Source organism: Streptomyces sp. Xyl84 (assembly GCF_059731885.1).
On record NZ_AP029182.1, the window covers coordinates 2750252 to 2769878 of the forward strand.

19 protein-coding genes are annotated in these 19627 nt (G+C 73.1%); 12 read left to right on the plus strand and 7 right to left on the minus strand.

Going from position 1 to position 19627, the window contains the following annotated elements; translation table 11 throughout:
- Position 1 precedes the first annotated feature (1 nt).
- Positions 2-901 (minus strand): S1 family peptidase, encoded by a 900-nt coding sequence (locus AC6I72_RS11700; RefSeq protein WP_498000730.1) that lies wholly within the window; start codon positions 899-901, stop codon positions 2-4.
- 216 nt (positions 902-1117) lie between these two features.
- Between AC6I72_RS11700 and AC6I72_RS11705 the strand changes: the two genes are divergently transcribed.
- The 3 genes from AC6I72_RS11705 to AC6I72_RS11715 all read left to right on the plus strand — a co-directional run bounded on the left by AC6I72_RS11705 (position 1118) and on the right by AC6I72_RS11715 (position 3560).
- Entirely contained in the window at positions 1118-2329 is a 1212-nt protein-coding gene (locus tag AC6I72_RS11705) for a pyridoxal phosphate-dependent aminotransferase (protein WP_498000731.1), read from the plus strand.
- Positions 2330-2431: 102 nt separating this feature from the next.
- Complete coding sequence (locus tag AC6I72_RS11710) at positions 2432-2878, plus strand: SCO4983 family protein (RefSeq protein WP_498000732.1); 447 nt, start codon at positions 2432-2434, stop codon at positions 2876-2878.
- Positions 2879-3053: 175 nt separating this feature from the next.
- Positions 3054-3560 (plus strand): GNAT family N-acetyltransferase, encoded by a 507-nt coding sequence (locus AC6I72_RS11715; protein ID WP_498000733.1) that lies wholly within the window; start codon positions 3054-3056, stop codon positions 3558-3560.
- 97 nt (positions 3561-3657) lie between these two features.
- Here the strand turns inward: AC6I72_RS11715 and AC6I72_RS11720 are convergent, their stop codons facing one another.
- Both AC6I72_RS11720 and AC6I72_RS11725 read right to left on the minus strand, forming a co-directional pair.
- Positions 3658-3834, minus strand: a complete 177-nt coding sequence (locus AC6I72_RS11720) for a membrane protein (RefSeq protein WP_037861344.1) — start codon at positions 3832-3834, stop codon at positions 3658-3660.
- 221 nt (positions 3835-4055) lie between these two features.
- Positions 4056-5888, minus strand: coding sequence for a phosphoenolpyruvate carboxykinase (GTP) (locus tag AC6I72_RS11725; protein ID WP_498000734.1), 1833 nt, complete (start codon positions 5886-5888; stop codon positions 4056-4058).
- A gap of 300 nt (positions 5889-6188) precedes the next feature.
- Here AC6I72_RS11725 and trhA point away from each other — a divergent pair, with 300 nt between their 5' ends.
- The 4 genes from trhA (at position 6189) to AC6I72_RS11745 (ending at position 8800) form a co-directional block, all read left to right on the plus strand.
- Positions 6189-6902, plus strand: a complete 714-nt coding sequence (trhA, locus tag AC6I72_RS11730; protein WP_498000735.1) for a PAQR family membrane homeostasis protein TrhA — start codon at positions 6189-6191, stop codon at positions 6900-6902.
- A 93-nt stretch (positions 6903-6995) separates the two neighbouring features.
- Positions 6996-7643, plus strand: a complete 648-nt coding sequence (locus AC6I72_RS11735) for a TetR/AcrR family transcriptional regulator (RefSeq protein WP_498000736.1) — start codon at positions 6996-6998, stop codon at positions 7641-7643.
- Positions 7644-7676: 33 nt separating this feature from the next.
- The gene (locus AC6I72_RS11740) at positions 7677-8408 is read left to right on the plus strand and encodes a Mut7-C RNAse domain-containing protein (protein WP_498000737.1); all 732 of its coding nucleotides are present in this window, start codon (positions 7677-7679) and stop codon (positions 8406-8408) included.
- A 47-nt stretch (positions 8409-8455) separates the two neighbouring features.
- On the plus strand, positions 8456-8800 hold the full coding sequence (locus AC6I72_RS11745; RefSeq protein WP_498000738.1) for a hypothetical protein: 345 nt from the start codon (positions 8456-8458) through the stop codon (positions 8798-8800).
- 10 nt (positions 8801-8810) lie between these two features.
- On the opposite strand, the gene AC6I72_RS11750 is transcribed toward AC6I72_RS11745, so the two are convergent.
- Complete coding sequence (locus AC6I72_RS11750) at positions 8811-10844, minus strand: thioredoxin domain-containing protein (RefSeq protein ID WP_498000739.1); 2034 nt, start codon at positions 10842-10844, stop codon at positions 8811-8813.
- A 194-nt stretch (positions 10845-11038) separates the two neighbouring features.
- On the opposite strand from AC6I72_RS11750, the gene AC6I72_RS11755 reads away from it, so the two are divergent.
- Complete coding sequence (locus tag AC6I72_RS11755) at positions 11039-14242, plus strand: tetratricopeptide repeat protein (RefSeq protein WP_498000740.1); 3204 nt, start codon at positions 11039-11041, stop codon at positions 14240-14242.
- 88 nt (positions 14243-14330) lie between these two features.
- Here AC6I72_RS11755 and AC6I72_RS11760 read toward each other — a convergent pair whose 3' ends face one another.
- A complete protein-coding gene (locus AC6I72_RS11760) occupies positions 14331-14588 on the minus strand; it encodes a hypothetical protein (RefSeq protein ID WP_498000741.1) in 258 nt (85 codons plus the stop codon).
- A gap of 6 nt (positions 14589-14594) precedes the next feature.
- Positions 14595-15452, minus strand: a complete 858-nt coding sequence (gene mca / locus AC6I72_RS11765; protein WP_498004654.1) for a mycothiol conjugate amidase Mca — start codon at positions 15450-15452, stop codon at positions 14595-14597.
- Between the two features lie 223 nt (positions 15453-15675).
- On the opposite strand from mca, the gene AC6I72_RS11770 reads away from it, so the two are divergent.
- Positions 15676-16074: a DUF4307 domain-containing protein gene (locus AC6I72_RS11770; RefSeq protein WP_366723546.1), complete on the plus strand. Its 399-nt coding sequence runs from the start codon at positions 15676-15678 to the stop codon at positions 16072-16074.
- 195 nt (positions 16075-16269) lie between these two features.
- Positions 16270-16770: a transcription elongation factor GreA gene (gene greA, locus AC6I72_RS11775; protein ID WP_498000742.1), complete on the plus strand. Its 501-nt coding sequence runs from the start codon at positions 16270-16272 to the stop codon at positions 16768-16770.
- A gap of 181 nt (positions 16771-16951) precedes the next feature.
- Here greA and ilvA read toward each other — a convergent pair whose 3' ends face one another.
- A complete protein-coding gene (ilvA, locus tag AC6I72_RS11780) occupies positions 16952-18199 on the minus strand; it encodes a threonine ammonia-lyase (protein ID WP_498000743.1) in 1248 nt (415 codons plus the stop codon).
- Between the two features lie 168 nt (positions 18200-18367).
- Here ilvA and AC6I72_RS11785 point away from each other — a divergent pair, with 168 nt between their 5' ends.
- A complete protein-coding gene (locus AC6I72_RS11785; RefSeq protein WP_498004655.1) occupies positions 18368-18868 on the plus strand; it encodes a MarR family winged helix-turn-helix transcriptional regulator in 501 nt (166 codons plus the stop codon).
- Between the two features lie 197 nt (positions 18869-19065).
- Positions 19066-19569 carry a sigma factor-like helix-turn-helix DNA-binding protein gene (locus AC6I72_RS11790; protein ID WP_498000744.1) on the plus strand — a complete coding sequence of 168 codons (504 nt, stop codon included), beginning with the start codon at positions 19066-19068 and terminating at the stop codon, positions 19567-19569.
- Positions 19570-19627: the final 58 nt, after the last annotated feature.

Below are 19627 nucleotides of genomic sequence, written 5' to 3' on the forward strand. Positions count from 1 at the left end.
TCTAAGGCTTGGGCAGGACGCAGCCGGCCGCGTCCAGGTCCAGCCGGTTGCCGGTCGTGAAGCAGGCCGGGATCTGGTAGGTCTCCTCGGCGTAGTTGATGCCCTGGCGGACGGTGACGTTGCCGCTCTGGTCGACCTCGCAGGGGTTGTTCTCGGTGCAGCGCTCCCCGTCCTCGTTGCCGGTGTTGTTGACGGCGACCACCTTGCCGGTGGCGGTGTCGATGACGGGCGAGCCGGAGGTGCCGCCGATGGTGTTGCAGGCGGAGGTGTAGCGGACGGAGTCCTTCCAGGTCCAGCCGCCCTCCTTGAGGCGGTAGACGAAGCCGTCGATGTTGCAGCTGTAGGTGCGCTTCCAGTAGCCGGAGACGACCTTGATGGCGGTGCCGGCGACCGGGTGGGTGTCGCTGACGGTGAGCGGGCTGATCCCGTAGGAGCTCCTGATCTGCGCGTAGGTACGGGTGAGCTGGTAGATCGTGACGTCGGTGTCGGTCATCGTCGAGTAGACGACCTTGCTGGCGCGCAGCGTCGCGACCTGGGAGCCCGCCGAGTTCAGCAGCCCGAAGGAGCGGCTGGAGGTCTGGCCGACGATGACCTCGCCGGGCGCCGGGAAGCCGGTCTCCAGGCAGTGACCGTTGCTGAGCACGAGCGCCGGGTCGCTGTCCGCGGAGGCGGGGAAGCGGATGACCGAGCCGGAGCAGTTGCTCAGCGCCACGGTGCCGGCGAAGTCGACGGCCTTGGCGGCGGGCGCCGCCTGCGCGCGGCCGGGCGTGGCCTGCGCGCGGCTCTGGGCCGCCTTCGCGGGGGCGGGCGCGGCGCTCGTGGTCTGCGCCGCCGCCGCGGGGGCCACGCCGGCCCCGGTGATCACCAGGGTCGCGAGCGCGGCCAGGAGAGGCTTGTTCATGTGGGGGTCCCCTCTGCGGACATGAGCGACCGGAGATCTTCCGGTCGCCTGTCTTGTCATGCGCATTGTGATGGCGGCGTGCGGGCCCCCACAAGAACCCGTCCCGCCGTCATGGGGTCATCCCTCGGTCGCGATCCGCGGCCGCGGACCCGACGCGCGTCTCAAGTGGCGGAAAACACGAGCCACCGGGCGTTACCCGGCCGTAAGCTCCCATACATGCAGGTGATCCAGTCGACCAAGCTCGCCAACGTCTGTTACGAGATCCGGGGGCCGGTGCTCGAGGAGGCGATGCGGCTGGAGGCGGCCGGCCACCGCATCCTGAAGCTGAACACCGGCAACCCGGCCGCGTTCGGCTTCGAATGCCCGCCGGAGATCCTGGAGGACATCCTCCGCAACGTCTCCACGGCCCACGGCTACGGCGACGCGAAGGGCCTGCTGGCCGCCCGCCGCGCGGTCGTCATGCACAACCAGACGCTCGGCATCGAGACCGACGTCGAGCACGTCTTCATCGGCAACGGCGTCTCCGAGCTGATCGTGATGGCCATGCAGGCCCTGCTCGACGACGGCGACGAGGTCCTCGTCCCGGCGCCGGACTACCCGCTGTGGACCGCCGCCGTCTCGCTGTCCGGCGGCACCGCCGTGCACTACCGCTGCGACGAGCAGTCCGACTGGATGCCCGACCTCGCCGACGTGGAGCGCAAGGTCACCGACCGCACCAAGGCCATCGTGATCATCAACCCGAACAACCCGACCGGGGCGGTCTACGACCCGGCCGTGCTCAAGGGACTGACCGACATCGCCCGCCGGCACAACCTGCTGGTCTGCTCCGACGAGATCTACGACAAGATCCTCTACGACGGCGCCACCCACACCCCGACGGCCTCCGTCGCCCCGGACCTGCTGACCCTCACCTTCAACGGCATGTCCAAGGCGTACCGGGTGGCCGGCTACCGGGTCGGCTGGATGGCGGTCTCCGGCCCGCGCGCCCACGCCGACTCCTACATCGAGGGCCTGACCATCCTGGCGAACATGCGCCTGTGCGCGAACATGCCGGGGCAGCACGGCGTGGTGGCGGCCCTCAGCGGGCGGCAGACCATCAACGACCTGGTCCTGCCGGGCGGCCGGCTCAAGGAGCAGATGGACACCGCCCACGAACTGCTCACCCGGATCCCGGGCGTGACCTGCGTACGGCCCAAGGGGGCGCTCTACCTCTTCCCGCGCCTGGACCCCAAGGTCTTCAAGATCAAGGACGACCGGCGGATGGTCCTGGACCTGCTGCGCCGCGAGAAGATCATGGTCGTGCACGGTACGGGCTTCAACTGGCCCGAGCCCGACCACTTCCGGGTCGTCACCCTGCCCACGGCCGGCGACCTGCGCGACGCGGTGAGCCGGATCGGCACCTTCCTGGACGGCTACAGCCAGGTCTGACCCTCACGCTCGGTGCGCCTGTGGTCCGGTTCCGCGACCCGGCTCAACTTTAGACGCGTTCTAATGTAGGATGCCTTCTGTCAGAGCACAGGAGGCCGTCCCATGTACGAACCGATCCGCGGCAAGTCGGTCCACAGCACGATGGCCGGCACCACCTCCGACTTCCCCCACCGCTCCCGCGAGGAGGAGCTGGACATCCAGCTCGCCGGCCATCTCGCGGCCCTGCTCGCCGTCACGGACGAGCTGCGCACCCTGGCCCCGGAGGCCGGCCTGGACGCGGCGGCCGAACGGCTCGCCGCCCAGGTGACCCGGCTGCGCGGAGGCCGCGCCCCGGCCCGCACCTCGGTGGCCGCGGTCACCGATCCGGGTCCGCTGCACCGGCGGGCCCACGCGCTCGCGGGCCGCGCCCTGGTCGTCGCCGCCTCCCGGGCGGACACGGCGGCGGCCATCCTGGCCGCCGAGCGGATGGACGCGCACGCCGCCGCGCAGGCGGCGGCACCGCGGGAGCCCCGGGGGAACACCCAGGAACTGAGTGGCGCCGCCCAGTAGCCCCCGCCGAGGGCTCCACCGACGGCCCCGGTCCGCGCGCACCCGCAGCGACGCGCGGACCGGGTGCCCTACACTTCGCCTGCCGTCGCGCCCCTGGACCACGGGCCGCAGGCCACACGGCGCCGTGACCGCACCCCGGCGGGAGAGAGAAGACGTGTCAGGCGAGAGAGAAGACGTGGCCGTTCCCGGTGCCGCAGTCCGGCCCGTGCGCCCCGCCGACCTCCCCGCGGTCGCCGCCGTCTACGGGTACTACGCCCTGCACACCGTCGCCACCTTCGACGAGACGCCCCGCTCCCTGGAGGACTGGGAGGCCAAGCGCGCCGATCTGGCCGCGCGCGGGCTGCCGTTCCTGGTCGCCGAGGAGGCGGGCCGCGTCCTCGGCTTCGCGTACGCCGGTCCGTACCGCCCCAAGCCGGCGTACCGGCACACGGTCGAGGACACCGTGTACCTCGCCCCGGACGCCACCGGGCGCGGGCTCGGCGCCGCCCTGCTGGGCGCGCTGATCGAGGGGTGCGCCCGCGCCGGGGCGCAGCGCATGATCGCGGTCGTCGCCGAGCCGGGCGGCGACGCGTCGGCCGCGCTGCACCGCCGCCTCGGGTTCACCGAGGCGGGCCGGCTCACCGGCGTGGGGTACAAGCACGGCCGCCGCCTCGACACCCTTCTGCTCCAGCGCGCGCTGTGACCGTGCGCCGGCGGACGCGCCGACCACGCGCCGGCGCGTGAAAGCCCCGGCCCAGCGCCCACGGTGACGCGTTCGCGTCAACCAAAGATCACGACCGTCAGCCGAAGATCACGACGAAGAGCACGAACAGCACGAGGATCGCCAGGACGACCATCCAGACCGGCCAGTTGCCGCGTCCCTGCGGCTCCTCGGGGCCGCCGCCGCGCGGGCGGTCCTCGGCCAGGTCCGGGTTGTCGGGACGGTCGTGCTTGTAGAAGTCACCGTCTCCAGCCATGCCCTCATCACCCTCCTTCACCGGGAGGACTCCCGGGTACCCGCGGCCGCCCCGGCCATACGGCCGGCTGTGCCGAACGGGTGAGGGCACACGGAAGGGGCCGGCCCCGCACGCCGTTGTGCGGGGCCGGCCCCTGACCGGGTCCTGCCGCGGCCGACCGGAGCGACTGTGCAGGTCAGGGCAGGTCGCGGTCGGCCGCGGAGTTCTGGGGCGCGGGCGGGTCAGCCCAGGCGCTCGACCAGCGCGCGGTACTGCTCCCACAGCTCCTCGGGCGTGTGGTCACCGAAGGTGTTCAGGTGCTCGGGGACCAGCGCGGCCTCCTCGCGCCACACGTCCTTGTCGACGGTGAGCAGGAACTTCAGGTCGGAGGCGGACAGGTCCAGGCCGTCGGTGTCCAGCGCCGCCTCGGTCGGCAGGATGCCGATGGGGGTCTCGACGCCCTCCGCCCTGCCCTCCAGGCGCTCGACGATCCACTTCAGCACGCGGCTGTTCTCGCCGAAGCCGGGCCAGACGAACTTGCCCTGGTGGTCCTTGCGGAACCAGTTCACGTAGTAGATCTTCGGCAGCTTGGACTGGTCCTTGTCCTTGCCGACCTCGATCCAGTGGCCCATGTAGTCGCCCATGTTGTAGCCGCAGAACGGCAGCATGGCGAACGGGTCGCGGCGCAGCTCGCCGACCTTGCCCTCGGCGGCGGCGGTCTTCTCGGAGGCGACGTTCGCGCCGAGGAACACGCCGTGGTTCCAGTCGAAGGACTCGGTCACCAGCGGCACGGCGCTGGCGCGGCGGCCGCCGAAGAGGATCGCCGAGATCGGCACGCCCTTGGGGTCCTCCCACTCCGGCGCGATGATCGGGCACTGGGCGGCGGGGGTGGTGAAGCGGGCGTTGGGGTGCGCGGCCGGGGTGCCGGACTCGGGCGTCCAGTCGTTGCCCTTCCAGTCGGTCAGGTGGGCCGGGGTCTCCTCCGTCATGCCCTCCCACCACACGTCGCCGTCGTCGGTGAGGGCGACGTTGGTGAAGACCGAGTTGCCCCACAGCGTCTTCATCGCGTTGGCGTTGGTGTGCTCACCGGTGCCGGGCGCGACGCCGAAGAAGCCTGCCTCCGGGTTGATCGCGTACAGGCGGCCGTCCTCGCCGAACCGCATCCACGCGATGTCGTCGCCGATGGTCTCCACGGTCCAGCCGGACACGGTCGGCTCCAGCATGGCGAGGTTGGTCTTGCCGCAGGCGCTGGGGAAGGCGGCCGCGACGTACTTGGCCTCGCCGGTGGGCGGGGTGAGCTTGAGGATCAGCATGTGCTCGGCGAGCCAGCCCTCGTCACGGGCCATGACGGAGGCGATGCGCAGGGCGTAGCACTTCTTGCCGAGCAGCGCGTTGCCGCCGTAGCCGGAGCCGTAGGACCAGATCTCGCGGTCCTCGGGGAAGTGCGAGATGTACTTGGTGGAGTTGCACGGCCAGGGGACGTCCTCCTGGCCCTCCTCCAGCGGGGCGCCGACGGTGTGCACGGCCTTGACGAAGAAGCCGTCGTCGCCGAGTTCGTCGAGGACCGGCTGTCCCATGCGGGTCATGGTGCGCATGGACACGGCGACGTAGGCGGAGTCGGTGATCTCGACGCCGATCGCGGAGAGCGGGGAGCCGAGGGGGCCCATGCAGAACGGGACGACGTACATCGTCCGGCCCTTCATGGAGCCGCGGAAGATCCCGCCCTCGCCGTCCTGGCCCCGGAAGATCTCCCGCATCTCGGCGGGGGCCTTCCAGTGGTTGGTGGGGCCGGCGTCCTCCTCCTTCGCGGAGCAGATGAACGTACGGTCCTCGACGCGGGCCACGTCGGAGGGGTCCGAGGCCGCGTAGTAGGAGTTGGGGCGCTTGATCGGGTCGAGCTTCCGGAAGGTGCCCTTCTGGACGAGCTCCCCGCACAGTCGCTCGTACTCGGCCTCGGATCCGTCACACCAGACCACCCTGTCCGGCTGCGTGAGTTCCGCGATCTCGTCGACCCACGAGATCAGGTCCTTGTGGTTGGTCGGGAGGACGGGGGGAGCCGCGATGTCGCGCGCCACGATTGCTCCTAAATGAGGGGTTTTTTGTCTTGTCGCCCCGTGGGGGCTGCGACCCGGATGCTTCGTAGCCGCTCATCCGGTGCCGACCGCACTCATTTGATCATCCGACGCGCGCGCCCATCTGTCCAGAGGGCCGCACAGGTGAGCGGGGTGAGGAATCCCACGGTTTTCCGGGGTTCTTTGCGTCCGCGTTGACATCGGCTGAAGGACTTTTTGCGTTCGCCCGGTTCCGCCGCGATCGCCGCATTCCGCCCCGTGCGCTGACGCGTGACTTAACGTGAGGTGGGTACCATGCGGCGCATGACTGCGTCCGCCTCCGACGCGCCCCTGGACACGCCGGCCGGTGGCCGCGGTCCGGCCGCGCTCTCCCTGCCGCATCCGGTCAAGCCGAAACTGCGCGGCTGGCTGCACCTCGGAATGTTCCCGGCCGTACTGATAGCGGGCCTGGTGCTCACCGCGCTCGCCGACTCCACCCGGGGCCGGATCGCCTGCGGGATCTACGTCCTCACCGCCTGCCTGCTCTTCGGCGTGAGCGCGCTCTACCACCGCGGCAACTGGAGCCCCCGCCTCGGCGGCGTCCTGCGCCGCCTGGACCACGCGAACATCTTCCTGATCATCGCGGGCACCTACACGCCGCTCACCCTGCTGCTCCTGCCGGGCGGCAAGGGCCAGTGGCTGCTGTGGGGCATCTGGGCGGCGGCCGCCGCGGGCATCGTCTTCCGCGTCTTCTGGGTCGGCGCCCCCCGCTGGCTCTACACCCCGTGCTACATCGCGATGGGCTGGGCCGCCGTCTTCTTCCTGCCCGACTTCATGCGCACCGGCGGCATCGCGGTCCTGGTCCTGGTGATCGCCGGCGGCCTGCTCTACAGCGCGGGCGGCATCGTCTACGGCATCAAACGCCCCAACCCCTCCCCCCGCTGGTTCGGCTTCCACGAGGTCTTCCACTCCCTCACGCTGGCCGCCTTCGCCGTGCACTACGTCGGGATCTCCCTCGTCGCCTACCAGCACGGATAGCCACCGCCCCGCGCACGCCGCCCGCCCAGGCGGGCGCGGGCCGGCCGCCGTCGGCCGCGGCCGGTGCGGGGCCCCGTGCCGGACAATGGGCCCATGACGGCCGCACACTCCTCCTCCTCCGCCGCACCCGCCCCGCCCGCCGGCCGCCCCCCGCTCGGCCTGCGCGAGCGCAAGAAGATCAGGACCCGTGAGGCGATCCGCACGGCGACGTACGCGCTGGTCCGGGAGCAGGGCTACGACGCCACGACGATCGAGCAGATCGCCGAACGGGCGGAGGTCTCGCCGTCGACCGTCTGCCGGTACTTCCCCACCAAGGAGGACATCGTCCTCACCGACGAGTGGGACCCGCTGCTGGCCCGGGAACTGCGCGCCCGGCCCGCCGACGAACCCTGGACCCGCTCCGTCCGCCACGTGCTGCACACGGCCATCGGCCGCGGCGTGGACCCCGACGCCGAGGTGTCACGGCTGCGCACCCGGCTGATGGTCGAGGTGCCCGCGGTGCGCTCGCGGATGATGGAGAGCATGTCGGTCACCGGCCACCTGCTCTGCACCGCCGCGGCCGAGCGCACCGGCCGCGACCCGGAGAGCCTGGAGGTGCGGGCCTGGGCGATGTCCCTGGTCGGCGCACTGATGGAGACCACCCTGTTCTGGGCCGAGCGGGGCCACCGCGACGACCTCGCGGACCTCGTCGACCGCACCCTCACCGTCCTCGAACACGGCCTGTCCCCGGAAAACCGCTGAGGCACCGGCGGCCCTCCGTGCCATCCTGACCAGGTGAACGGTCCCGAGATCCACGTCGAGTTCGCCCCCGGCCTGCACGTGTTCGTCCCGCACACCCGCCGCCGGGGCGCCACCGCGGTCGTCACCGACGGAGTCTCCTCGCTCGGCCACGTCGTCGAATCCCTCGGCGTCCCCCTCACCGAGGTCGGCACGCTGGTGGTCGACGGCCGCGAGGTGCCCGCGGCGCACCTCCCGCGGGCCGGCGAGTCCGTGCGGGTGCGCGCCGTCGAACGCCCCCAGCCGGTCCCCGGCGCCCCCCTGCGGTTCCTCCTCGACGTGCACCTGGGCACCCTCGCCCGCCGCCTGCGCCTGCTCGGCGTCGACGCCGCCTACGAGTCGACGGACATCGGCGACCCGGCCCTCGCCGCCCGCTCGGCGGCCGAGAAGCGGGTCCTGCTCAGCCGCGACCGCGGCCTGCTGCGCCGCCGCGAACTGTGGGCGGGCGCCTTCGTCTACAGCACCCGCCCCGACGACCAGCTCCGCGACGTCCTCGACCGCTTCCACCCCGAGCTGCGGCCCTGGACCCGCTGCACCGCCTGCAACGGCCTGCTGAGACAGGCCACCAAGGCCGAGGTGGCCGACCAGCTCGCACACGGCACCCAGCGCACCTACGACGTCTTCGCGCAGTGCCGCGCCTGCGGACGCGCGTACTGGAAGGGCGCCCACCACGACCAGCTGGAGGCGATCGTGGAACAGGCGATGAGTACGCGCGCGCAGGGGAGTTGAGTACGCGCACCGATCAGCGCGGCGGCCCGCTCCGGTTGGCTGGAGCCATGACAGCGACGACACGGAACGCGGCAGCCGGGGAACCCGGGAACAACAGCACGGTGTGGTCCGCCCTGGGCCTGGGCCTGCTCGTGCCCATGGTCGTCGGCTGCTGGCTGCTGGCCCTCTCCACCGAGCACGGCACGCAGTGCCTGATGTACGGCGACTCCACCCAGGGCTGCCACCAGGGCGGGGGAGACGTCCTCTACGGCCTGTTCTTCGCCTCCGCCGCCGCCGGCGTGGCCGCGCTGGTGCTCCCGCGCCGGCTGGCGTCCGCCCGCGCCGGGGCCGCCGTCCTCCAGTGGGCCGCCCAGGCGCTGCTGGCCGTCCTCATCCTCGCCTTCAACTCCTGACGCGGACGCCTCACCCGCCCAGCGCCGCGCGCAGCCGCTCCGGGTCGCCGGTCGGGGCGTCGCAGGTGAAGTTGCGGCAGACGTACGCGGCGGGCTCGCCGCCCAGCAGGGGGCGGCCGGCGAGCAGCGGGAACTCGTCGCTGCCTTCGGTGCCGTAGGCGACGACGGCACCGGGCGCGGGCGCCAGCAGCGCCGTACGGTGCAGGGCCCGGGCCCGCTCGTCGGCCGGGGACGGTCCGACGACCGCCACCTCGCGCGGCCCGTCGAGCGCGGCCTCGGCGACGGCCAGCCCCCAGCCGACGAAGCGCGGGACGCGCGGGCCGAGCGCCTGGACGACCCCCAGGGCCCGTTCGGCGGCGGCCCGGTGCGGCTGCGAACCGGTGTGCGCCGCATAGCCGAGCAGGGCCCCCGCGGCGGCCGTCCAGCCGGACGGGGTCGCGTTGTCGGTGGGGTCCTGGGGGCGCCGGATCAGCTTCTCGGCGTCGGTGGCGGTGTCGTACAGGGAGCCGGACTCCCGGTCGGTGAACCGGGACAGGACGTGGTCGAGGAGCAGGCCCGCGAAGTCGAGCCAGACCCCTTCGCCGGTCACGGAGGCGAGCGCGAGGAAGCCCTCGGCGACGTCCGCGTAGTCCTCCAGCACCCCGGCGTTCCCCCCGGCGTGCCCGTCCCGGCTGGTACGGGTCAGCCCCGCGTGCTCGTCCATGTGCAGCCGTACGAGCAGGTCGGCGGCGCCGAGGGCGGCCTCCACCAGGTCGGGACGGTCGAAGTAGGCGCCGGTCTCGGCGAGGGCGGCGACCGCGAGGCCGTTCCAGGCGGCGACGACCTTGTCGTCCCGGCCGGGCGCGGGCCGCCGGGCGCGTGCCGCGGACAGACGGCGGCGGATCGCCTCGATGCGCTCGGCGTCCTGGACGCCCTCACGGACGGGGAGCTGGAGGACGGAGGCACCGTGCTCGAAGGTGCCCTCCTCGGTGACGCCGAAGTACCGGGCGGCGAGTTCGGCGTCCTCGTCACCGAGGACCTCGCGCAACTGCTCCGGCGTCCACACGTAGTAGGCGCCCTCCACGTGCCGTCCCTGCCCGTCGTCGCTGTCCGCGTCGAGCGCCGAGGCGAACCCGCCCTGCTCCGTGCGCAGTTCGCGGACCATGAAGTCGGCGGTCTCCAGGGCCACGCGGCGGGCCAGCTCCGAGCCGGTGGTGCGCCACAGGTGGGCGTAGACCCGGCAGAGCAGCGCGTTGTCGTACAGCATCTTCTCGAAGTGCGGCACGACCCAGTCGCGGTCCACGGAGTAGCGGGCGAAGCCGCCGCCGAGCTGGTCGTACAGACCGCCGCGGGCCATCCGCTCGCAGGTGTCCCGGGCCATCTGCAATGCGCCCTCGGAGCCGGTGCGGGCGTGGTGGCGCAGCAGGAACTCGATCACCATGGACGGCGGGAACTTCGGCGCGCCGCCGAACCCGCCGCGCTGCGGGTCGTACTCGCGGGTCAGCCCGAGCAGCGCCTGCCCCAGCTCCTCGCCGCCCGGGGTCCGCGTACCGCCGTAGTCGATCTCGCGCTGGGCGAGGTCACGGACGATCTTCCCGGCGACGTCGGTGACCTCCTCCCGACGGGTCTCCCAGGCCTGCTGCACGCCTTGCAGCACCTGCCGGAAGGACGGCATCCCCTGCCGGGGCACGGGCGGGAAGTAGGTGCCGAAGTAGAACGGTTCGGCGTCGGGCGTCAGGAACACGGTCATCGGCCAGCCGCCCTGCCCGGTGGCCGCCTGCACGGCCTCCATGTAGACGGCATCGACGTCGGGCCGCTCCTCCCGGTCGACCTTGACGCTGACGAAGTGCTCGTTCATATAGGCGGCGACCGCTTCGTCCTCGAAGCTTTCCGCCGACAGGACATGGCACCAATGGCAGCTCGAATAGCCGACGCTCAGGAGCACGGGCACACCACGCCGCCGCGCCTCCTCGAACGCCTCAGACGACCACGGCCACCAGTCGACGGGGTTGTCGGCGTGCTGGAGCAGGTACGGAGAGGTCTCATGGGCCAGTCGGTTCGGCATACCCCCATCCTGCCTCACCCGCACCGGCCGGGCACGGAACGTGACCGGCGGCCCCGGTCCGCCGGTGGACGGTGTGTCACTCCGGCCGGCCGGCCGTCATTCCTTGGTGGCCGTTGATCGCCACCCCCTCGCGCTCGCGCCCCGCTCGAAGGACACTCGTACGCACAGGAGTTGCCGCCGGAGGGGGACGGGACATGCGGGACGCTCATCGGGCGGAGGCCGAACGGCTGCTCGCCCGGGCCGTGGAGGAGGAGGTGCGCCGGTCGGGCGGGCGGGTGGACGGCGGTGTGCTGCTGTCGCGCGCCAAGGCCGCGCTGGACTCCCTCGCCCGGCCGGCCCAGGAGGAGTACGAGGCGTACACCCGGGCGCTGGACGAGGCGGCGGCCGGGCAGCTGACCTTCGCGCAGCGCTACGCGCGCGAGGGCGCCGGAACTCCCCTGATGGTCGCGGTGGTCGCCGCGCTCGCCGCCGCCGTCGGCGACGTGGCGCTCGGCACCGGGGCGGGCACCGCGCTCGGCGCGGGTGCCGTCGCCGCCGTGGCGGGCGCCGCCGCCACCGTCGTCAAGGTGGGCGCCGCGCATCTGCCCGCGGCCCACCACCGGGCGGGCGCGGCCGGTCAGCCCGGCGGCCCCGAGCAGCTGCGGCTGCAGTGGCTCACCGCGCTGGAGGTGCGCGGCATCCGGCCGTTCCTGGACCAGCAGCGCGTGCTCACCGCCTCCGCCGCGCCGAAGAAGGCGGCGCCCCGGCTGCGCGGCGCGGACAAGAGCGCGGCGGCCCGCAGGCGCAGCGTGCTGGAGCAGTCCTTCGGGCAACTGCCCGAGCCGGACGGCGTCTTCGCCGGGCGGCGGCAGGAGGTGGCACGGATCCGGCAGTGGGTGCAGGCGGCCCGCGCCCACACCGAGACCCGGCCGACGGTCGTCGTCCTGCACGGCGCGCCCGGCTCCGGCCGCTCCACCCTCGCCGTCCGCGCGGCGCACGAGCTGCGCGACCAGTTCCGCGGCGCGGTCGTCGTCGACCTGCGCGGGGACAGCGCCGAGGAGCCGCCGCTGACCACCCGTGACGCGCTGCTGCACCTGCTGAACCGGCTGGGCGCGCCCCGTGAGCAGCTCCTGTTCCGCGACCGCTCCTCGCCCGACCAGCAGGTCAAGCGGCTGGGCGAGCTGTACGACCAGCATCTGACGGGGCTGCCGGTGACGATCGTGCTGGACGACGCCTCGGACGCCGCCCAGGTGGCCGCCCTGGTGCCCGAGCGCTCCGACGGCCTGGTCCTGGTCACCGCCCGCACCCCGCTGGAGCTGCCCGCCGACCTGCCGGCCTGGGTGCACCAGCTCCCGGTCGAGGCCCTGGACGAGGCGGGCGCCGAGGAGCTGCTGACCGCCGCCGCCGAGGACACCTCCGGTCCCTACGACGCGGAGTCCGCCGAGCGGATCCGCGCGCTGTGCGGCGGGCTGCCGCTGGCGCTGCGGATCGCGGGCTCCGCGCTCGGCCCGCGCTCGCCGCGCCGGCTGGCCGCGGACCTCGCGGCGTACGGCCCGGTGGATCCCGTCGAGCGGGTCCTGTGGCTGCGCTACACCGACCAGGCGGAACCGGCCCGCCGGCTGCTGCGGCGGCTCGCCCTGGCGGGCCGTGCCTCGCTGGGTGCCGCGGCGGCGGCCGCGCTGCTCGCCACGGACGAGGCGGAGGCGACCCGGCACCTGACGGCCCTGGCCCGCGCCGGTCTGATCGACCACGTGCGCGGCAGCCGCCACCGGCTGCACGATCTGGTGCGGTCCTTCGCCCACGCCCGGCTGCTGGACGAGGAGGACCCCGCGGAGCGGACGGCCGCGCAGGAGCGGCTGATCGGGAACTACGCCGAGCTGGCCGACTCGGTGCTGCGCCTGGTCGACGGCAACAACTCGACCCGCTCGGACCGCTTCAGCCCGCACGGCTTCACCTCCCTCGACGAGGCGCTGCGCTGGCTGGACGACGAGTCCAGCTTCATCACGGCGGCCCTGCGGCACGCGGAGGACGTGGACCAGGCGGCCGTCCTGAACCTGCTGGGCGCGCTGTGCGACTACTGCCTGCTGCGCGGCGACCTGTACCGGCTGGGTGAGATCAGCGAGCTGACCCAGGCCGTCGACCAGGGGCTGCTGGTCCGCTCGGTGCAGTGGCGCACCGGCATCGCGGCCCGGCAGCTGGGCGAGCTGGACAAGGCACGCGCCACGCTGGCCTCCGTCGTCGATCTGTACCGCGAGGCGCACCACGAGGCGGGCGCGGCCCGCGCGCTGAACTCGCTCGGCATCACCCTGCACCACCAGGGCAACCTGACCGAGGCCGCGGCCCGGCTGCGCGAGGCCATGGCGTTGCAGGACGTGCCGGAGCTGGCCACCGACCGGGCGTGGACGATGCACGCGCTGGCGGCCGTGGAGCGTGACCGGGGCAACCTGGCGGAGGCGCTGGACCTGCTGACGCGTTCCCTGGTGCTGCACCGTGAGGGCGGGTCCGTGCACGGCGAGGCGTGGGCGCACTTCCAGCTGGGCCAGCTCGCGCTGCGCCAGGGCGAGGTGGAGGAGGCGGAGGGGCACCTGGGCGAGGCCCTGGAGCGTTACGGCCGCACCCGTGACGCCCGCGGGGAGGCCTGGGCGCTGACGCAGCTGGCGCGCGCCCGGCTGCTGGCCGGGGAGACGGCGGAGGCGGTGGAGGCGCTGCGCGGGGCGGCCGCCCGGCACCGTGACAACGAGGACGCGCGCGGTGAGGCGTGGACGCTGTACTACCTGGGGCAGGCGCTGGAGGAGACCGGCGGCCTGGACCAGGCGGTGCGCGAGCTGGAACGGGCCCGGACGATGTTCTCCCGGATGCGCGACGTCTACGGGCTGGCCTGCGCCCGCCACCATTCGGCCCGGGTCACCCGCGACCAGCGGGCGGCGCAGACCGGCTCGCTGCGCAATTCCGGTTTCGCCCGTCAGCTCCTGGTGGACGCGCGTGCCGACTTCCAGCGCATCGGGGTGGCGCACGGCGAGGCCTGGACGTGCCTGGAGCTGGCCGTGGTCGACGCGGGCAACGCCCGCACCCCGCAGGCCCTCGCCCTGTGCGAGGAGGCGCTGGCGCTGTTCGCCTCCTACGGTGACCGGCGCGGCGAGGACTGGGCGCGCTTTTTGCGCTGCACGCTGCTGCCGTTCGCGGCGCCCGGCGGTGTGGAGGTCGGTACGGCGGTCGCCCAGGAGGACCTGGCGGAGCTGGCCCGCGCCGGCCACCCGCTGCGGGACCGGAAGCTGGAGGGCTGCATGGAGGCGTACCGGCTCGTCCTGGAGCGCGGTGTGAGCCTGGAGGGGGGCTGGCAGGCCTGGCGTCTGGGCATGGTCCCGGACCGGCACGCCCGTGAGGTGATGGGCGTGCAGGCGGCGCCGGCGCGGGGGTGAGGCAGGGGCGCGCGCGGGCGTGCGGGCATGACGGAGGGTGACTCCGCGCACCGGGTGCGGTGGGCGGAATCACCCGCTGGGCGGCAGGTCAGCCCTTGGAGGGGTGGGGGCGGCCGGGGCCGGCGCCGCCCTTGCCCGAGGGGTTCTGGTCGGCCTCCTGGGCCTCCTTGAAGTCCACCTTGCCCATGTGGCGGTTCATGGACTTCATCAGGAACCACACCGCCAGGGCCATCACCGCGAAGACGATGAAACCGAGGACGCCGGGGGTGACCTTGTTCTTGTCGAACTCGGCCAGGGTGACCAGATGCGTCGTTGCCAGGCTCGCGCTTGCGCTCATGTCAGGCATTCTCCCTCAGTGCTGCCGGACGCCCGCAAAGAGGTCGTCCTCGGGCAGCGAGGTGTCCACGAGCGACTTCGCCAGCTCGTACTCCTCGGTCGGCCAGACCTCCTTCTGGACGTCCATCGGCACCCGGAACCAGCCGCCGTCGGGGTCGATCTGCGTGGCGTGGGCGATCAGTGCCTTGTCGCGGATCTCGAAGAAGTCCGCGCAGGGGACGTGGGTGGTCAGCGTGCGGTCCTTGTGGCCGGACTTCTCCCAGCGCTCCAGCCACTCGCCGTAGGGGGACTCCAGGCCGCGGTCGAGCAGGGCCTTGTGCAGCGCCTCGGTGCGCGCGCGGTTGAAGCCCTGGTTGTAGTACAGCTTCACCGGCTGGTGGGCCGGGCCGTACTCGTCCTCCGGGTACTTCTCGGTGTCCGCCGCGCCCTCGAACGCCACCATCGAGATCTTGTGGGTCATGATGTGGTCGGGGTGCGGGTAGCCGCCGTTCTCGTCGTAGGTGGTGATCACCTGCGGGCGGAAGGAGCGGATCTGGCGCACCAGCTCGCCGGCGGCCTTGTCGACGTCCTCCAGGGCGAAGCAGCCCTCGGGCAGCGGCGGCAGCGGGTCGCCCTCGGGCAGGCCGGAGTCGACGAAGCCGAGCCACTCCTGCTTGATGCCGAGGATCTCGCGCGCCTCGTCCATCTCCTTCTTGCGCACTTCGTGGATGTGCTCCTCGATGTACGTGTCGCCCTGGAGCTTGGGGTTGAGGATGGAGCCGCGCTCTCCGCCCGTGCAGGTCACCACCAGCACGTCCACCCCCTCGGACACGTACTTCGCCATGGTGGCCGCGCCCTTGCTCGACTCGTCGTCGGGATGCGCGTGCACGGCCATCAGTCGCAGCTGGTCAGTCAAGGCTCATTCCTCAAGGTCAAGTCGGTGCCCGGTGTCGTCGGGCGCTGCACGGCCGCCGCGTCGGTGCCCCGTCGGTGCGGGGTGGCGGTCGAGCGGCGGTCCGGGGCTTCTATAGTGACCGAATCGGGGGGCGAATAATTCCGGAGCGGGGCTCCGGGGCCCCTCGCGGGACGACCGTCCCGCCCCTGCCGAGAGGACGATCATGAGTACGGCGAGCACCCGGCTGCCCGAGGGCCGCTACGGCCGCTCCCCGGACGAACGCGCCGACCGCAAACTCAAGATCGCCGGTGCCGTTCTCGGGGCCCTGCTGCTCGCCCTGATCGGCTACTTCGCCTACCACTACGTGGGGCAGAACAAGATCAGCGCCCAGGTCGTCTCGTTCCAGGCGTCGGACGACGCGGTGCAGATCCACCTGGAGGTGCACAAGGACGCCGGAGCGCGCGGTTACTGCACGCTGCGCTCGCAGGCGGCCGACGGCACCGAGGTGGGCCGGGCCGATTTCCGCTTCGACCAGCGCGCCAAGCAGGTCGACAAGGTCCTCACCCTGCGCACCACGGCCCGGGGGACGACCGGCGAGCTGCTGGGCTGCCACGCCGACTGACGCGGTCCGGGCGCGGCGACACCCGCGTTTCTTCCGGAATACGCGGTCGCTGACCTGCGTTGACGCAATTTAGATGGCTTATGTCCTCCCCCTTTCGCCGCTGAATTGTTAGGCTCGTGGTTTCGCCCATCCATGAGGGACCATTCTTCTGGGTAGGGCGATGCTTTGTATTCCCAGTACCGACGAGGAGCACCTGTGACCCAGACCAGCGAGAACGTCACCTGGCTGACCCAGGAGGCGTACAACAAGCTCAAGGACGAGCTTGAGTACCTTACTGGTCCCGCGCGCACCGAGATCGCAGCCAAGATCGCGGCCGCGCGCGAGGAGGGCGACCTGCGCGAGAACGGTGGGTACCACGCGGCCAAGGAGGAGCAGGGCAAGCAGGAGCTCCGTGTGCGCCAGCTGACCCAGCTCCTCGAGAACGCCCAGGTGGGCGAGGCCCCGGCCTCCGCGGACGGCGCGGTCGCGCCCGGCATGGTCGTCACGATCGCCTTCGACGGTGACGAGGACGACACGCTGTCCTTCCTGCTGGCCTCGCGCGAGTACGCGAGCGCCGACATCGAGACCTACTCGCCCCAGTCGCCGCTCGGCTCCGGCGTGATCGGCCACAAGGTCGGCGAGGACGCGGAGTACGAGCTGCCGAACGGCAAGAAGGCGTCGGTGAAGATCCTCAGGGCCGAGCCGTACAACGGCTGACCGCGCACGCGGTACCGGAGACGCGCACCCGTCCCGGAGACCGGGCCCCCCGTACGCCCCGCCGGGCGCGGGGGGCTTCGTCGTACCCGGCGCGGGGCGGCGCCGCACCCGGCGTGGTCCCGCCCGGCACGGCCGCCCCCGGCGGCGTCGCACCCGGCGCGGGGCGCGGGACGGCTGCGGTTCAGACGATGACCGTGTAGCCGGCCTCGCGCAGGGCCTGGCCGACCTCGGCGCAGTGCGCCTGGCCCTTCGTCTCCAGGTGCAGCTCCACCTCGGCCTCCGTGAGCCCGAGCCGCGGGTCGGTGCGTACGTGGCTGACGTCCAGGACGTTGGCGTCGACCGCCGACAGCACCCCGAGCAGGGTGGCCAGGGCGCCGGGCCGGTCCGTCAGCCGCAGCGTGACGGCCAGGTAGCGGCCCTGCGCCGCCATCCCGTGCCGCAGGACCCGCTGGAGCAGCACCGGGTCGACGTTGCCGCCGGAGAGCACCGCCACGACCGGCCCCTCGAAGGCCTCCTCGGCGCCCTCGCCCCCCTCGGCGCAGAGCAGCGCCGCCACCGGGCTGGCCCCGGCCGGCTCCACCACCAGCTTGGCCCGCTCCAGCAGGAGCAGCAGGGCCGCGGACAGCTGGTCCTCGCCGACCGTGCGCACCTCGTCCACCAGTTCGGAGACGATGCCGAACGGCACGTCGCCCGGCCGCCCGACCCTGATGCCGTCGGCCATCGTCGTCGGGCTGCCGATCGCCACCGGCCGTCCCGCCGCCAGCGAGGGCGGGTACGCCGCCGAGCCCGCCGCCTGCACCCCGATGATCCGCACGTCCGGCCGCAGCGCCTTCACCGCGACCGCGATCCCGGCCGCGAGCCCGCCGCCGCCGATGCCGACGACGATCGTGCGCACCCGCGGGCACTGCTCCAGGATCTCCAGCCCGACGGTGCCCTGCCCCGCGATGACGTCCGGGTGGTCGAAGGGGTGGATGAAGACCGCGCCGGTCTCGGCGGCGTACTCCTGCGCGGCGGCCAGCGTCTCGTCGACCACCTGGCCGTGCAGGCGCACCTCGGCGCCGTAGCCCCGGGTGGCGCTGATCTTCGGCAGCGGGGCGCCCTTGGGCATGAACACCGTGGCGTGCACCCCGAGCAGCTGCGAGGCCAGGGCGACGCCCTGCGCGTGGTTGCCCGCGCTCGCGGCCACCACCCCCGCGGCGCGCTCCTCCGGCAGCAGGCCGGCGATCCGCACGTAGGCGCCGCGCAGCTTGAAGGATCCCGTGCGCTGGAGGTTCTCGCACTTGAGGAGGACCGGCGCGCCCGCGAGTTCGGACAGGTGCCTGCTGCTCTCCATGGCGGTCACCCGCGCCACGCCCGAGAGCATCTTCTGGGCCCCGCGCACGTCGTCCAGCGTGACGGGCGGGAAGGACTCAGCCGTGCCGTAGCTCATGAGGGAAGTCTCGCAGTTCACGCCCGCGGCGGGTCGCCCGTGACCAACCTGCGAGACCGGTTCGCGCAGCGCCGGTACGCCCCGCCGTCCGGCCGCGTACCCTGTCCCCCAACCCAGCAGCCCGTCAGAAGTGAGCCTCCGGCCATGCCCACAACACCTGAAATGTCGATGGACATGACGAGCGTCGGTGACACCGGTCTCCTCGAAACCCTCCAGCACGAGGTGGCGCTGTTCGCCCGCCGTGCGGAACAGACCCGGCTCGGCGGGGTGGGGCAGGTCCGCAACTCCATGGACCGCGCCGCCTACCTGCTGCTCAACCGCCTCGACAAGGAAGGCCCGATGGGCGTCAAGGCGCTCGCCGCGAGCATGGGCATCGACTCCTCCACGGTCACCCGTCAGGTGGCGCCGCTCGTGGACACCGGGCTCGTGAAGCGGACCTCGCACCCCGAGGACGGGCGCGCGGTGGTGCTCCAGCTCTCTCCGCGCGGGCTGACCCGGCTGGAGGAGGTCCGCACCTCCAGGCGCCGGCTGATGGCCGAGCTGACCGAGGACTGGACGCCCGAGGAGCGCGCGGCCTTCTGCTCCCTGCTGACCCGTTTCAACCACGCGCTCTCCGGCCGCCAGTCGCCGCAGGGCGGCGCGGCGCGGGAGGCGGGCGCGGCGTCCTGACCGCCCCCCGGGTGCGTGCCGCGGCCCGGGCACGCTCGTGCGGGGCCGCCCCGGCGCCACATGCCGTCCGCACGGCTCTTGACCGACGGGCCGCCCCTGGCCTGATATGAGACCCGGGGGGTTCGGTCGCACCGGTTTCTCGCGTCCCGACACGGCCGTGGTCCCCCTTCCCACGACGGCCGTCGGCAGGAGGCGCGGTGCGAGAGCGGCAGGCGTCCCCCGGCGCGCGCCGGGCCCGGGAGTTCGAGGCGTTCGTCGCGGGCGCCGCCGGGCGGCTGCTGCACGCCGCCACCCTGCTCACCGCGGAGGCACCGCAGGACAACCCGCGCGCGCGGCGCCTGCTGACCCTCTCCCTCGCGCACACGTACGCGTGCTGGGACCGGCTGCGCGGCGAGGACCCCTACGAGCGGGCCCGGCAGTCGCTGGCGACCCGGTTCGCCCGGGAGGCCTGGCACCGGCACGGCGTGCGGGGCCGCGGCCGCCCCGCGCCGCCCGGCGCCCTGGCCGCCCTCTCCGCCCAGGAACGCCTGGTCGTCGTCCTGCGGCTGTACGAGGGCGTCGCCGAGGAGCAGGCCGCCGCTCTGCTCGGCCTGCCCGCCGAACGGGTCCGCGTGATCTGCGACCGTGCGATCGCCGCGCTCACGCACGCGCCCGCGCGCGCCGCCCCCGCCGTACGCGGCCCGAAGGTGGCCCCGTCGTAGCCGGGGCGGTGCGCCCGTACCCGCCGGGCGCACGGGCCGGGACACCGGGACCGAACAC